Genomic DNA, 14,811 nt, shown 5'->3' on the forward strand with positions numbered 1-14,811 from the left:
AACCATTTCTCAATTAAAAAGGCTTCCAATTTTGGAAGCCTTTTTGTATTTATGATAATTAGTGTTTATTTTATAAATCGAATTTAATACCTTGTGCCAATGGTAAACTAGTGGTATAATTAATGGTATTAGTCTGACGTCTCATATATATTTTCCACGCATCAGAACCAGATTCTCTTCCGCCCCCAGTTTCTTTTTCACCTCCAAAAGCACCTCCAATTTCAGCTCCGGAAGTACCAATATTCACATTGGCAATTCCACAATCAGAACCCGTAACAGATAAAAATCTTTCTGCTTCACGCAAATTATTAGTCATAATTGCAGAAGATAATCCCTGTGCCACTCCATTTTGAACGTCAATGGCATTTTCAACTTCTCCTGAATATTTAATCAGATATAAAACAGGTGCAAAGGTTTCATGTTGTACAATTTCGAATGAATTTTGAGCTTCAGCAATAGCCGGTTTTACATAACAGCCACTTTCGTAACCTTCGCCCGAAAGTACACCGCCTTCAACCAAAATTTTTCCACCTTCGGCAACTACCTTATTCAGAGCTATGGCATACATTTCTACAGCGTGAATATCAATTAACGGTCCAACATGGTTTTTTTCATCTAACGGATTACCAATTCGTAATTGTTGATACGCTGCTATCAGAGCCTCTTTTACTTTTTCATAAATGCTTTCATGAATAATTAATCTTCGGGTTGAGGTACAGCGTTGTCCGGCTGTTCCAACAGCCCCAAAGACAGCCCCGATCACTGTCATTTTAATATCTGCATCCGGAGTAACAATAATGGCATTGTTTCCTCCTAATTCCAATAGTGATTTACCTAAACGCCCTGCAACAGCTTGTGCAACTATTTTTCCCATTCTGGTTGATCCTGTTGCAGAAATTAATGGAATTCGCGTATCGGCAGTCATTAATTCCCCTATTCTGTAATCACCGTTTATTAAGCATGAAATACCTTCGGGTAAATTATTTTCTTTAATAACCTGGGCAATAATATTTTGGCAGGCAATTCCACATAAAGGTGTTTTTTCTGAAGGTTTCCAAACACAAACATCTCCGGAAATCCATGCCAAAGCTGTATTCCATGACCAAACCGCAACCGGAAAGTTAAATGCAGAAATGATTCCTACAACTCCTAATGAATGATATTGCTCATACATACGATGTCCCGGCCTTTCAGAATGCATTGTTAATCCGTGTAATTGGCGTGATAATCCAACTGCAAAGTCACAGATATCAATCATTTCCTGTACTTCGCCATAACCTTCCTGCAGAGATTTCCCCATTTCATACGAAACCAATTTTCCAAGGGCTTCTTTGTTTTGACGTAATTTTTCTCCAAACTGACGTACAATTTCACCACGTTGAGGGGCTGGAATCAGTCGAAAAGTTTTAAACGCTGCTGTAGCTGATTGCATAACTCTTTCGTAATCCTCAGGTGTTGATGTTTTTACCGAAGCGATTAATTTTCCGTCAACCGGTGAATAACTGTCTAAAATTTCACCGGATGAAAAATTTTCTAAACCCGTTGATGTCCCTTCATTTATAAACTTAATGCCCAATTTTTCCAGAGCTTCATTTATTCCAAATTGCGATGCTATTGTTGTCATTGTAACTTTTTTAGTTAAAATTGTTGTATTTTTATGTAAAGATATTGTTTCAAATTGAATTCCAATGCCGTAAGTCAAAGTAAATTTAGCGTTATTTTATAGGATTCGGATAAATATATATCTGTTTATTGAGGTTAATTAATGAAATTTGTATCAATAAAATTAGAAATATGAAATTTGTAAAAACGCTTTTGATTTGTTTGATTTTAATCTCAATCCATACGGTTGCCCAAAAAAAGCAAAAAAATGCTTTTCAGGTTGTTCCATTAGGTGTAAAAGGGGGTATTGACGAAAAAAATCTTTCGGCATATTTATTGGCACCTTCAAATACAAAAGATTATATCTGTCTGGATGCCGGAACTATCAATTCAGGAATCGAAAAAGCTATTGAAAACAAAGTTTTTAAAGTTTCAACAAGTGAAGTATTGCGAAAATATATTAAAGGGTATTTGATTTCGCATGCACATTTGGATCATGTTTCGGGCTTGATTATTAATTCTCCGGCGGATTCTTCAAAAACAGTTTATGCTACCAATACATGTATGGAAATGATGGAGAATCATTATTTTAACGATCAGACCTGGGTTAATTTTGGAGATCAGGGTATTGGCTTTCCGTTGAAAAAATATCATTTTCAAACTTTGGCAATTGGTGAAGAAACTCCGATTACAAATACCACAATGACTGTAAAAGCCTTTCCTTTGAGTCATGTGAATCCTTTTGAAAGTACAGCCTTTTTAATCAAAAACGAAGATAATTATGTATTATACTTGGGTGATACAGGTCCCGATGCTGTAGAAAAAAGCAATAATTTACTGGATTTATGGAAAGTAATTGCACCATTAATTCAGAGTAAAAAATTAAAAGGTATTTTTATTGAAGTTTCTTTCCCGAACGAACAGCCAGATCGGTTTTTATTTGGGCATCTGACTCCAAAATATTTGATGAATGAACTTCATGAGTTGGAAAAATTAACCGGAAAAAATTCTTTGAATGAATTTAAAATAGTTGTTACACATTTGAAACCGCCCGCTAAAAACATTAAATTAATTAAAGAGCAAATAAAAATTCAAAATGATTTAGGCTTGAAATTTATTTTTCCTGAACAGGGGAAGTATTTTGAATTATAGGCGACAGTTAATTCTGTTGGGATTTCATATCAAATAAAAATAATTTATTCTGGCTGATAATAATGTGGTTTGGGGAGAACTCATAAAAAAACCGATAAACTTTAAAAGCTTATCGGTTTTATATTTAATAATAGTTTCTTTTATAAATCAAATCCTAAATTAACTCCTAATTTGTTGGCAATAATTTTGGTAATACGTTGCTTTAATTCCGGTATTTTGATGCTTTCGATAACGGCATTTGAGAATGCGTACATCAATAAAGCTTTAGCTTCTTTTTTCGGGATTCCGCGGGATTGCATATAGAACATTGCTGTTTCATCTAATTGTCCAACAGTACATCCGTGAGAACATTTTACATCATCAGCAAAGATTTCTAATTGTGGTTTAGCATTAATTGTTGCTTTATCACTCAATAAAATATTGTTGCTTTTTTGGAAAGCATTTGTTTTTTGAGCTTCTTTCTCTACCAAAACTTTTCCGTTGAAAACTCCTGTTGAGCGATCGGAAAAAATTCCTTTATAATCCTGAAAACTCTCACAATTTGGAGTTGCATGATTTACCAATGTATAATGGTCAACATGTTGTTTTTCACCAATAATGGTAATCCCGTTAAGTGTACTGGTTAGTCTTTCGCCAAAATGATAAAAGTTCAAATTGTTACGAGTCAGGTTTCCTCCAAAAGAGAAAGTGTGTACGTAAACATGACTTTCCTGTTGTTGCGAAACGAAAGTGTTGTCTATTAAATTCGCTTCGATGTTATCATTTTGAATTTTGTAATAGTCAACGATTGCGCGTTTTTGAGCAAAAATTTCTGTTACCGAATTGGTTAAAACAGGATTTTCGTTCAAACTTTGGTGGCGTTCGATAATTTGAACATGTGAATTTTCTCCAACAATAATTAAATTTCTTGGTTGAACCATTAGTGCAGCTTCATTTCCTGTAGAGAAATACATAACTTCAATAGGTTTGTCAGCTACTTTTTTCTGTGGAATATTGATAAAAGCTCCTTCAATTGCAAAAGCAGTATTCAACGAAGTCAAACTGTCATCTTTGCTGGCGATTTGATTGAAATAAGTATCAATAATCATTTTATATTTTGGTTTTGTCAATGCCGATGACATTAAACAAACATCGATTCCGTCGTGAGTTGTAGAAGACAAATGCGAACTGAAAACGCCATCGATAAATACCAATTTATAAGTATCAATTTCGTGTAAAAAGTATTTTTTTACATGATTGAATTCAATTGCATTTTCCTGCTTTGGAAAAACCGTAAAGTCATTTTTTAAGATGGCGTTTAGCGATGTATATTTCCAGGCTTCTTCTTTTTTGGTTGGGAAGCCTTTATTTTCAAAATTTTTTATTGCATTTGTGCGTATGTCATGTAAATCTGAATGTACATCAACACGCTCTTCAAAAGCCATAAAAGACGATACTAATTTTTCTTTTAAATCCATTGTTCTTTTGTTTCCTTCGGGTTTCAGGTTTCAAGTTTCAGGTTGCCTGTTGAACTTAATTCCTTTGAATCCAATTGTTTTAGGTTTAAAATTTCAAGTTTTCTGCTGAAACTTATTTCCTTTGAAATCTTTTTTATTTAGATAAGTGATAATTTTTTTTAATTTACCGCTTAAATTTTCATAATCTGTTTTTAAAACTTCGAATTTTTGTTCAGAAATATATTCAAAATCAAAAACTCTATAAAGCTGAGATCTTGTTTCTCCAGCCGAACCTTTTGCGATTGATAAAAATTGTCGAAATTCTAGATTCCATCTCTTTCAAAACCTTCAGCGATATTATCCATTACGGATCCGGAAGAATCTTTTATTTGATTTTTAAATTTGAAATCCGACTTCAATTCCGTTTCAACTGCAATGAGATGAATTTCTTTTGATAATCGTCTCGCTTCCTTCCAGATTTCTAAATCTTCAAACCTATTTATTGTTGCCATAATCCCTGTTTTTTATTTTTAAAGTTTAAACTTACAAAAACAAGTTCAACCTGAAACTAAAAAAACATGAAACATGAAACAAAAATTCTAATTCTCCGCTTTAATCCAGTCGTATCCTTTTTCTTCCAGTTCGTAAGCCAGTTCTTTTCCGCCAGATTTTACTATTCTTCCGTTGTACAAAACGTGAACGAAATCCGGAACGATATAATCCAGCAAACGTTGGTAGTGCGTAATTACGATAATGGCGTTTTTCTCGCTTTTAAGTTTGTTAACTCCGTTAGCTACAATCCTTAGCGCATCAATATCAAGGCCTGAATCGGTTTCATCAAGAATAGCTAATTTTGGTTCTAACATTGCCATTTGAAAAATCTCATTTCTTTTTTTCTCACCACCTGAAAAACCTTCATTAAGAGAACGGGATAGAAATTTACGGTCGATTTCCAACAATTCAGATTTCTCACGAATTACTTTCAGCATTTCGTTTGCAGGCATTTCTTCCTGACCGTTTGCTTTGCGTGTTTCGTTAATCGCTGTTTTCATGAAGTTCGTAACACTTACTCCGGGAATTTCTACAGGATATTGAAACGAAAGGAAAACTCCTTTATGTGCTCTTTCTTCAGGAGCAAGATCAGCAAGATCTTCTCCGTCAAGAAAAACTCCTCCGTCAGTAACTTCATAGTTTTCGTTTCCGGCAATTACAGCCGAAAGTGTACTTTTTCCGGAACCGTTAGGCCCCATGATAGCGTGTACTTCACCAGCTTTAACTTCTATATTAATTCCTTTCAGGATTTCTTTATCACCAATTGAGGCGTGAAGGTTTTTTATTGATAACATTGTTCTCTTTTATTTTATATAAATGTCAATTCTATTTTTGTTGTTTGGTTTAAGATGTTGGCATTAAAATGCACGTGTCCTAAATATTCCATGCCTAAATAATCGGCTGTTTTTTTGAACGGAATGTAAAAACTTTCTTCGATTTCATTATCGTGTGAATTTGAAATCACGCCAATTTTCTTTCCTCTAAGCTTTCTTCCGGTTTCTTTTTCAATTCGGATTAAATCCGAAAAACGATCAAAAAAAACCTTCATTATTCCACTCATATTATACCAATATATTGGCGTTGCAAAAATTAAGGTGTCATAATTTTCGATGATACCTTTTATTAAAGGAAAAAAATCATCTTCTCTGTTTTTGCTTTCGTAATCGTAATAGGAAATATTAAAATCACTTAAATTTATTACCTCTATTCCGTGTTCTTTAGAAATCTCATCCACAATTTTTGTTGTGTTTCCGTTTTTTCTTGACGAACCTAAAATGATTACTGCCTTACCTTCCATTTTGTATTAACCTACTGATCCTTCAAGAGAAATCTCTAATAATTTTTGAGCTTCAACAGCGAATTCCATTGGTAATTTGTTCAGGACATCTTTACTGAAACCATTTACAATTAATGCAATTGCTTTTTCTGTCGGAATACCTCTTTGGTTGCAATAAAAAACCTGATCTTCTCCAATTTTACTTGTAGTTGCCTCGTGTTCTATTTTTGCCGAAGGATTTTTACTTTCGATATAAGGAAAAGTATGCGCTCCACAATTATTACCCATTAATAATGAGTCACATTGCGAAAAGTTTCTCGCATTGTCAGCTCTGGCACTAATTTGCACTAATCCACGGTAACTGTTTTGTGATTTTCCAGCTGAGATACCTTTAGAAATAATAGTCGATTTAGTGTTTTTTCCTAAATGGATCATTTTAGTTCCGGTGTCAGCTTGTTGGTAATTATTGGTGACAGCGATTGAATAAAATTCTCCTACCGAATTGTCTCCTTTTAATATACACGAAGGATATTTCCAGGTTACAGCAGAACCGGTTTCTACCTGTGTCCATGAAATTTTAGCGTTAGTTTCGCATAAACCTCTTTTGGTTACAAAATTATAAACCCCGCCTTTTCCTTCTTTATTTCCTGGGAACCAGTTTTGAACAGTAGAATATTTAATTTCGGCATCATCCAAAGCAATTAATTCAACCACAGCAGCGTGTAATTGGTTTTCATCACGACTTGGAGCCGTACAACCTTCAAGGTATGAAACATAACTTCCTGCATCTGCAATAACCAAAGTTCTTTCAAACTGTCCGGTTCCTGCCTGATTGATTCTAAAGTATGTTGAAAGTTCCATTGGGCAGCGAACACCTTTTGGAATATAACAGAAACTTCCATCAGAGAAAACGGCTGAGTTTAATGCGGCATAGAAGTTGTCTTTTTGAGGTACAACAGTTCCTAAATATTTACGAACTAATTCCGGATGTTCTTTTATAGCCTCAGAGATCGGACAGAAAATGATACCTTTTTCTCCTAATGTTTTTTTGAAAGTAGTAGCAACAGAAACAGAATCGACAACAATATCCATAGCGACATTGTTCATCATTTTTTGTTCATCAACTGAGATACCCAATTTTTTGTACATCTCTAAAAGTTCAGGATCTACATCATCCAGCGTTTTATTAGGATCTACTTGTTTTGGAGCAGAATAGTATGAAATTGCCTGAAAATCCGGTTTTACATAATGAACATTTGCCCATTCCGGTTCAATCATTTCTTTCCAGGCACGAAAAGCTTCAATACGCCATTCGGTCATCCATTCAGGTTCTTCTTTTTTAAGAGAAATAGCCCTGACGATATCTTCGTTTAAGCCAATAGGAAACGTTTCCGACTCAATATCAGTATAAAATCCGTATTCGTATTCTTTAGTTTCGAGTTCGATCTTTAAATCGTCTTCTGTATATTTTGACATTTTTCAGTTTTTTAAAACTTTTAAGAAATTAAAATGTAATTTTTTAAAAGTTTAAATTTTTTGATTCTTTAATTTTTAAAGTGAAAAAGATTCACCACAACCACAAGTTCTGCTTGCATTTGGGTTATTAAAAACAAATCCTTTTCCGTTTAATCCGCCGGAAAATTCTAAGATTGTTCCGGCTAAATATAGAAATGATTTTTTTTCAACTGCAATTGTTATGTCATTGTCTATAAATATTTTATCATCTTCGCCTTTGGTTTTATCAAATTTTAAATCATATGACAAACCGGAGCATCCGCCACTTTTCACCCCTACGCGTACGTAGTCATGTGCGGCATCAAAACCATCATCTTTCATCAAATCGATGATTTTCTTTTTGGCTGTATCAGAAACCTTTATCATTGTTTTTAAGTATTTGTTTTTGTCTTCATTTTTAATTGCTTCTAAAAACAGTAAATATGACTATTATTTTTTAAAGTACTGTATTCCAATATTCAAATGAAATTATTTGCAAAGATACGACTTAAAAACCTTTTTCCATAACGCTTCACATTATTATAACAAATGTTAAAATAGACAGAAGTTATTTTAATAATTAACTCTTTGTGATTTTATTATCATTATAGGAATGTTTTTGTTAAGTAATTGTTATCAATTTTAAGTAATTGTCTAAATAACCATAAGTATACTTATATTGAATAAGAAAATATTGTTATTTTTGCACGAAATTAAGAGTAATTATGAAGAAGCATTATAACAGTTCGTTAAAAATAATTATTGCAGTACTTTTTGTTTTTGGATTAGGTGCTACATTTTATATTTTTAGTAACGAGCTAAAAGGAAATTTTAATGTATCAAAAACTGCAACCGAATTGAATCAGAAAGGATCTGTTCAAAAAAACATATTAGACTCTTTAAACACTCTAAAATTAGCTTATGATGTGGCAATGCTTGAAAAATCAGCTTTGTCAGAAGAATTAGAACTTGAAAAGAGAAATGTTGAAAATTTAATGGCAATCATAAACGCTTCTAAAAACCCAACCTTTCTGCAATTACAAGTTTATCGAAAGCAACTTTCAGATTTGAAAATTTCATTTGAAGCAAAACGTGCAGAAATTAAAAAACTTAAATCGCAAAATAAATATTTGCTGACTGAAATTGAAAGTCAAAATGCGGCTATGTCTCAGCAAAAGATTAAAAATGATACTTTGGTTTCACATCAGAAGCAGCTTGAATCCACTTTAAAAACAGCTTCTACATTGGATTTGAGTAATTTCGATGTTGTAGCACTTCGGAACAAAAAATCAGGGGAGGAATTGGAAACAGACAAAGCGAAAAGTACCAATAAGCTTAAAGCGAGTTTTTCTATTTCAGGAAATTCTGTAGCCAAAAAAGGAAAAAGAGTTTTTTATGTTCAGGTTTTAGATCAGCAAAATGCAGTTTTAGGTGCTAATAAACTGATTGAATTTGGTAATAATAAAGCCCTGGTTTATAGTTTTATTGTTGCTATTGATTTTCAGGGAAAACCCGTAAACGTGTATGGGGTTTTAAATTCTGATGGATATGAATTTAAAAAAGGAACTTATTTTGTCAATTTCTTCGACAAACAAGAATTAATCGGAAGCGCATCTATTGTATTAAAATAATTGTTTTTCAATTTTTAAATTGAATTTTAGCAATAGAAAATTGGATTTCCTAGCTTTGTTTAAATCTTAGAAATTCAAACTTATGAAGCTTTATCCAATAGAATCAGGAAATTTTAAATTAGACGGAGGCGCCATGTTTGGTGTTGTTCCTAAAACAATCTGGAATAAAACCAATCCTGCTGACGTCAATAATCTAATTGATATTGCGGCTCGTTGTCTGCTTATTGAAGATGGCAATCGTCTGATTTTGATCGATACCGGAATGGGGAATAAACAATCGGATAAGTTTTTTGGATATTATTCGCTTTGGGGATCTCACACCCTGGATGGCTCTTTAGCAAAATATGGCTTTCACCGCGATGATATTACCGATGTTTTTATGACGCATTTGCACTTTGATCATTGTGGAGGAAGTGTGCAATGGAATTCTGACAGAACCGGCTATGAACCAGCATTTAAAAATGCCAAATACTGGAGTAACGAAAATCATTGGGAATGGGCTACAAAACCAAATGCCCGTGAAAAAGCTTCTTTTTTAGCTGAGAATATTTTGCCAATGCAGGAAAGTGGCCAGTTGAATTTTATAAAACGCCCTGAAGCTGATTTTGGGTTTTCAGAAGAATTGGATTTTGGAATTTACTACGTTGACGGTCATACCGAAAAACAAATGATTCCACACATTCAATATCAGGACAAAACGATTGTTTTCTGTGCCGATTTATTAGCAACTGCCGGACATATTCCGCTGCCGTATGTTATGGGTTATGACACTCGTCCTTTATTGACAATGCCGGAGAAAGCAAAATTTTTGAATGCAGCTGCAGATCATAATCATTATTTATTTCTGGAACATGACGCACACAATCAAATTATAACAGTTGAACATACTGAAAAAGGGGTTCGGTTAAAAGAAGTTTTTACTTGCGAAGAAGTGCTATAGAACTTACTATTTTTACAAATTATTGATGTAAATGTCCCTAAAATATAATGTTTAGAAATTTTTGAATATTAAACAACTTAGTAAAAAAATCATAACACACTGTTAATGGTTAGTTTTTTGTAACAAAAAAGTATAATTTAGTCGAATTATTTTCAACATTATTTATATTATAACATGAGCCATATAAAACCTATTAGTATATCTGCTTTTGCATTCCTTGTTTTAGCAGGTGGTGGTGCAACCTTACATGCACAAGTTTCAATACCTAAGGAAGCGATTACAGCGCCTTTAGCAATTGTAAAAAAAGCACCGGTTTCTGAAAACGATTTAAAAAGATGGAGTCATCTTGATTTAGTAAAAGATACCATTCCGGGAATGAGTGTTGATAAAGCCTATGCTGAATTACTACAAGGTAAAACCGGCAAAAAAGTAATCGTCGGAATTGTAGATTCGGGAGTAGATATTGAGCATGAAGATTTAAAAGGAATGATCTGGACAAATCCTAAAGAAATTCCGGGAAACGGAATCGATGATGATAAAAACGGATTTGTTGATGATATTCACGGATGGAATTTTCTTGGAGATGCAGTACATGAAAATCTCGAAATGACGCGTATTGTTAAAAAAGGAGATGATGGATCTGCTGAGTACAAAAATGCTTTGGCACAATATGAGGAAAAATCTAAAAAGGTTTTAGAAGATAAACAACAGGTCGACTTTTTATTAGATGTTCATAATACAATAAAAAAAGAACTAAATAAAACAACTTATAAACTTGAAGATTTAAGCAAAATTACTTCGACTGATCCAAAAGTGGCGAGAAGTAAAATGGTTATGACGCAAATTTTTGGCAATGCAGGCCCAACTTTTGATCCCGAAGCTGAATTGGAAGATTACAGAGAGCAAGTTTACGATCAGTTCAACTATAATTTGAATAAAGAGTATGACGGAAGAAAAGTTGTAGGCGATAATCCTGAAGATATTAAAAATAATCATTATGGAAATAATATTGTTTTTGGTCCGGACAAAGAAAAAGCACTTCACGGAACACACGTTGCCGGAATTATTGCACAAGTTCGCGGTAATAATTTAGGAGGTGACGGTATTACCAATAATGTTGAAATATTAACTGTCAGAGCTGTACCTGACGGAGATGAATACGATAAAGATATTGCTTTGGCAATTCGTTATGCTGTTGATAATGGAGCAAAAGTTATTAACGGAAGTTTTGGAAAAAGTTTTTCTCCCCACAAGCAATGGGTTTATGATGCTATAAAATATGCTCAGAAAAAAGATGTTTTAATTGTTCATGCCGCAGGTAATGACGGTTATAATATTGATGAAACAAAGAACATCAATTATCCAAATGATTCTGAAAATAATATCAAAGAGTTTGCAGATAATGTTATCACGATTGGTGCAATTAATAAAGAATATGGAGAAAACGTTGTGGCCGGATTTTCGAATTTCGGAAAAGTAAACGTCGATGTTTTTGCTCCTGGTGAAGAGATCTATGCAACAGTTCCAAACAACAAATACAAATATTTGCAGGGAACTTCAATGGCTTCACCAAATGCTGCCGGAGTTGCAACGTTGATCCGTTCGTATTATCCAAAATTAAAAGCTTCACAGGTAAAACACATTTTGATGGATTCAGGAGTTTTGCTTCCAACAAATGTAGTTTTAGGAGAAAATAAAGAGGTAAAACCAGCATCCGAATCATCAAAAACGGCTAAAATGGTGAATGCTTACAATGCTTTATTGATGGCGGAAAAAATGTCAAAAAAATAAAAAAATAAATTACTAATCCAATGGAAGGGTGAAAGCTCTTCCATTTTTTTATTTAAATGAATATGCATAAAATTATTCTACTTTCTTTTTTAAGTTTTGGTTTGAACTCGGTTTTTGCACAAAATACTCCCTACTGGCAACAACATGCTGATTATAAGATGGAAGTGTCGATGGATGTAAAAAACTATCAGTATAAAGGAAAACAGGAATTGATTTATACCAATAATTCTCCGGATACTTTACGAAAAGTATTTTATCATCTGTTTCCAAATGCTTTTCAGCCGGGAAGCGAAATGGATGCACGTCTGCATTCTATAAAAGATCCTGACGGAAGAATGGTAAGTAAAGTAAAAGGCCCTGATGGTAAAGACGTAAAACAAAGCAGAATTGAAACTTTAAAACCAAATGAAATCGGGTTTTTGAAAATTACCAATTTCAAACAAGATGGTGTAACAGCACAAACGAGAAATTCAGGGACTGTTTTAGAAGTCACATTGGCTAAGCCGATTTTACCTAATTCTAAAACTACTTTTACTTTAGATTTTAATGGACAGGTCCCGGTTCAGATTCGTCGTTCAGGAAGAAATAATTCAGAGGGAATCGAATTGTCAATGTCGCAATGGTATCCTAAATTAGCCGAATTTGATTTTGAAGGCTGGCATGCAGATCCTTATATTGCCAGAGAATTTTATGGAGTTTGGGGTAATTTTGATGTAAAAATTACAATCGATAAAGACTATACCATTGGAGGTTCAGGATATTTGCAGGATAAAAACGAAATCGGCCACGGCTATGAAGATGCTGGTGTAACAGTGGTGTATCCTAAAAAAGCAAAGACATTAACCTGGCATTTTATCGCTCCAAATGTACACGATTTTACCTGGGCAGCAGATAAGAATTACGCACATGATATTGTAAAAGGACCAAATGATGTTGATTTGCATTTTTTCTACAAAAACAATCCAAAAGTTGCTGAGAACTGGAAAAAATTAGAGCCATTAATGGTGAAAGTAATGGATTATTATAACCATAAAGTGGGTGCTTATCCGTACAAACAATATTCATTTATACAGGGAGGAGATGGCGGAATGGAATATGCAATGTGTACTTTGATGTTAGGAAACGGAACCCTTGAAGGAATTTTAGGAACCGCAACTCACGAATTGGGACATTCCTGGTTTCAGCATATTTTAGCTTCAAACGAGTCAAAACATCCATGGATGGATGAAGGTTTTACAACTTACATCGAAGATTCGGCTTTAAATGAACTGGCAGGAGATAAAAAAGTTGCAAATCCATTCAAAGGAAATTATGCTGCTTATTATCAACTGGTACAGTCCGGAAAGGAACAGCCACAGACTACCCATGGCGATCGTTATGATGAAAACAGGCCATACAGTATTTCGTCTTATATAAAAGGAAGCATCTTTTTATCACAATTAGGATATGTAATCGGGCAGGAGAATCTGGATGCGACTTTAAAAAGATATTTTAACGATTTCAAATTCAAACACCCAACTCCAAACGATATTAAAAGATCTGCAGAAAGAGTTTCAGGTGCTGAATTAGACTGGTATTTGACTGATTGGGCACAAACAACAAACACAATTGATTACGGAATTAAGGACGTATCAGATAATGGAGGTAAAACGATCGTAACTTTAGAAAGAATCGGAAGAATGCCAATGCCAATCGATTTAACCGTAGAATATACTGACGGAACTTCTGAGAGTTTCTATATTCCGTTAAGAATGATGAATTTTATCAAGCCAAATCCTAATCCGAACGTAAAAAGAACTGTATTGGATGATTGGGCATGGGCAATGTCAAACTATAACTTTACAATTGACAAAAACAAAACTGCCATTAAGAAAATCACAATCGACCCAAGCGGACTAATGGCTGATGTAAAAGCTGCCAATAATAGCTACGAAATAAAATAATTTCCAAAAGTATTTTTTGTCAAAAAAGCCAAAGTTAGTTTCTTGCTAATTTTGGCTTTTTTCTGTTTTTAAAACTTACCCGAAGTAATGTATTACTAATTTTATTTTTGATTAAAACAAAATAATATAAATACTACAAAATTTAATTTTATTTTCTATTTTTAGCCAAAATTTAATAAATCAAATGAAAGCTAATTTCAATTATAATTTTAGGGTTGTCCATGATATTAGTTTTCAACTATTCGAAAAAAAATCTGCGGCTGCAAGTACTTATGACGTTCAATTTGAACAGCTGGAAAGCAAAAATTTCAAGATTGAAGTCAGGCGTAATGATTTTAAAGTCAATGACAAAAAAATCGAACTAAAGTTTGAACGAATAGCCTATGAATACAATAAGGCAATTTTTCCGGTTTTATTTGATGTAAAGGATGGTGCTTTTTTACTTTCAAATTATACTGAAATAGCAGAAAGGATCACCGCAAAAGATGAGGAGCTCAAACAGAGGCATGAAGGCCCCGGATTTGAGTATATCCGGAATCAGTTTTTAGAAAATACAGCAAAAGATGGTTATGCGATGTCGAGGTATTTCTTTTCTTTTGGTTTGATGAAAGTAATTATGCTTTGTCTTCAGGAAACAGAAAATTATGATGAATATGATTTTCACTGGGATATCATTCCGTTAGAAACTACCTTGTTTTGGAAAGGGAATGCAAAGTTTGACCCTGCCTTGAAAACTTTAAAATACGAAGGACAAGAAGCCGATACTGAAGAACTTTTTGAGAAAATAAAAGAATATGGTATTGTCAACAAATATCCTCAAAAATTGCGCGATGAAGATTCGCTGATTACTGCAACGGCAAATAACGAAACTCAATATATAACCACAAAACTTGATTTTGAATTCTCTAAAACAGAGATAAAAATCAACAACCCCTATTTTGATTACCAGGAAATAATATCTATCAATCGTAAGTATTAATCGTGCGCGATTCAA

General features: G+C 33.6%; 12 protein-coding genes and 1 pseudogene. 6 read left to right on the plus strand and 7 right to left on the minus strand.

Annotated elements, in window-relative coordinates; genetic code table 11:
- Positions 1-70: 70 nt before the first annotated feature.
- Positions 71-1,624, minus strand: coding sequence for an L-piperidine-6-carboxylate dehydrogenase (gene amaB, locus ACEN92_RS15520; protein WP_495639253.1), 1,554 nt, complete (start codon positions 1,622-1,624; stop codon positions 71-73).
- A gap of 170 nt (positions 1,625-1,794) precedes the next feature.
- Between amaB and ACEN92_RS15525 the strand changes: the two genes are divergently transcribed.
- Complete coding sequence (locus ACEN92_RS15525) at positions 1,795-2,754, plus strand: MBL fold metallo-hydrolase (RefSeq protein WP_495639254.1); 960 nt, start codon at positions 1,795-1,797, stop codon at positions 2,752-2,754.
- Between the two features lie 140 nt (positions 2,755-2,894).
- On the opposite strand, the gene sufD is transcribed toward ACEN92_RS15525, so the two are convergent.
- The 6 genes and pseudogenes from sufD to ACEN92_RS15555 form a co-directional block, all read right to left on the minus strand.
- A complete protein-coding gene (sufD, locus tag ACEN92_RS15530; protein WP_495639255.1) occupies positions 2,895-4,211 on the minus strand; it encodes a Fe-S cluster assembly protein SufD in 1,317 nt (438 codons plus the stop codon).
- A gap of 93 nt (positions 4,212-4,304) precedes the next feature.
- Positions 4,305-4,702 (minus strand): annotated as a pseudogene (locus tag ACEN92_RS15535) (four helix bundle protein).
- 87 nt (positions 4,703-4,789) lie between these two features.
- Entirely contained in the window at positions 4,790-5,536 is a 747-nt protein-coding gene (gene sufC / locus ACEN92_RS15540) for a Fe-S cluster assembly ATPase SufC (protein ID WP_495639256.1), read from the minus strand.
- A 14-nt stretch (positions 5,537-5,550) separates the two neighbouring features.
- On the minus strand, positions 5,551-6,039 hold the full coding sequence (locus tag ACEN92_RS15545) for a flavodoxin family protein (protein ID WP_495639257.1): 489 nt from the start codon (positions 6,037-6,039) through the stop codon (positions 5,551-5,553).
- Positions 6,040-6,045: 6 nt separating this feature from the next.
- The gene (gene sufB / locus ACEN92_RS15550) at positions 6,046-7,494 is read right to left on the minus strand and encodes a Fe-S cluster assembly protein SufB (RefSeq protein WP_495639258.1); all 1,449 of its coding nucleotides are present in this window, start codon (positions 7,492-7,494) and stop codon (positions 6,046-6,048) included.
- Between the two features lie 75 nt (positions 7,495-7,569).
- The gene (locus tag ACEN92_RS15555; protein WP_007809160.1) at positions 7,570-7,899 is read right to left on the minus strand and encodes a HesB/IscA family protein; all 330 of its coding nucleotides are present in this window, start codon (positions 7,897-7,899) and stop codon (positions 7,570-7,572) included.
- Between the two features lie 338 nt (positions 7,900-8,237).
- Here ACEN92_RS15555 and ACEN92_RS15560 point away from each other — a divergent pair, with 338 nt between their 5' ends.
- From ACEN92_RS15560 to ACEN92_RS15580, 5 genes are all read left to right on the plus strand, one after another.
- Positions 8,238-9,143, plus strand: coding sequence for a DUF8428 domain-containing protein (locus ACEN92_RS15560; protein ID WP_495639259.1), 906 nt, complete (start codon positions 8,238-8,240; stop codon positions 9,141-9,143).
- An 82-nt stretch (positions 9,144-9,225) separates the two neighbouring features.
- A complete protein-coding gene (locus ACEN92_RS15565; RefSeq protein WP_495639260.1) occupies positions 9,226-10,083 on the plus strand; it encodes an MBL fold metallo-hydrolase in 858 nt (285 codons plus the stop codon).
- 174 nt (positions 10,084-10,257) lie between these two features.
- Positions 10,258-11,874 carry a S8 family peptidase gene (locus ACEN92_RS15570; protein WP_495639261.1) on the plus strand — a complete coding sequence of 539 codons (1,617 nt, stop codon included), beginning with the start codon at positions 10,258-10,260 and terminating at the stop codon, positions 11,872-11,874.
- 62 nt (positions 11,875-11,936) lie between these two features.
- The gene (locus ACEN92_RS15575; RefSeq protein ID WP_495639262.1) at positions 11,937-13,817 is read left to right on the plus strand and encodes a M1 family metallopeptidase; all 1,881 of its coding nucleotides are present in this window, start codon (positions 11,937-11,939) and stop codon (positions 13,815-13,817) included.
- A 184-nt stretch (positions 13,818-14,001) separates the two neighbouring features.
- Positions 14,002-14,796, plus strand: a complete 795-nt coding sequence (locus ACEN92_RS15580; RefSeq protein WP_495639263.1) for a hypothetical protein — start codon at positions 14,002-14,004, stop codon at positions 14,794-14,796.
- Positions 14,797-14,811: the final 15 nt, after the last annotated feature.

The sequence above is a fragment of the Flavobacterium sp. Flavsp81 genome (assembly GCF_059491325.1).

Coding starts and splice junctions, on each gene's coding strand:
- amaB (WP_495639253.1), bottom strand. CDS start 1,624: ATGACAACAATAGCATCGCAATTTGGAATAAATGAAGCTCTGGAAAAA.
- ACEN92_RS15525 (WP_495639254.1), top strand. CDS start 1,795: ATGAAATTTGTAAAAACGCTTTTGATTTGTTTGATTTTAATCTCAATC.
- sufD (WP_495639255.1), bottom strand. CDS start 4,211: ATGGATTTAAAAGAAAAATTAGTATCGTCTTTTATGGCTTTTGAAGAG.
- sufC (WP_495639256.1), bottom strand. CDS start 5,536: ATGTTATCAATAAAAAACCTTCACGCCTCAATTGGTGATAAAGAAATC.
- ACEN92_RS15545 (WP_495639257.1), bottom strand. CDS start 6,039: ATGGAAGGTAAGGCAGTAATCATTTTAGGTTCGTCAAGAAAAAACGGA.
- sufB (WP_495639258.1), bottom strand. CDS start 7,494: ATGTCAAAATATACAGAAGACGATTTAAAGATCGAACTCGAAACTAAA.
- ACEN92_RS15555 (WP_007809160.1), bottom strand. CDS start 7,899: ATGATAAAGGTTTCTGATACAGCCAAAAAGAAAATCATCGATTTGATG.
- ACEN92_RS15560 (WP_495639259.1), top strand. CDS start 8,238: ATGAAGAAGCATTATAACAGTTCGTTAAAAATAATTATTGCAGTACTT.
- ACEN92_RS15565 (WP_495639260.1), top strand. CDS start 9,226: ATGAAGCTTTATCCAATAGAATCAGGAAATTTTAAATTAGACGGAGGC.
- ACEN92_RS15570 (WP_495639261.1), top strand. CDS start 10,258: ATGAGCCATATAAAACCTATTAGTATATCTGCTTTTGCATTCCTTGTT.
- ACEN92_RS15575 (WP_495639262.1), top strand. CDS start 11,937: ATGCATAAAATTATTCTACTTTCTTTTTTAAGTTTTGGTTTGAACTCG.
- ACEN92_RS15580 (WP_495639263.1), top strand. CDS start 14,002: ATGAAAGCTAATTTCAATTATAATTTTAGGGTTGTCCATGATATTAGT.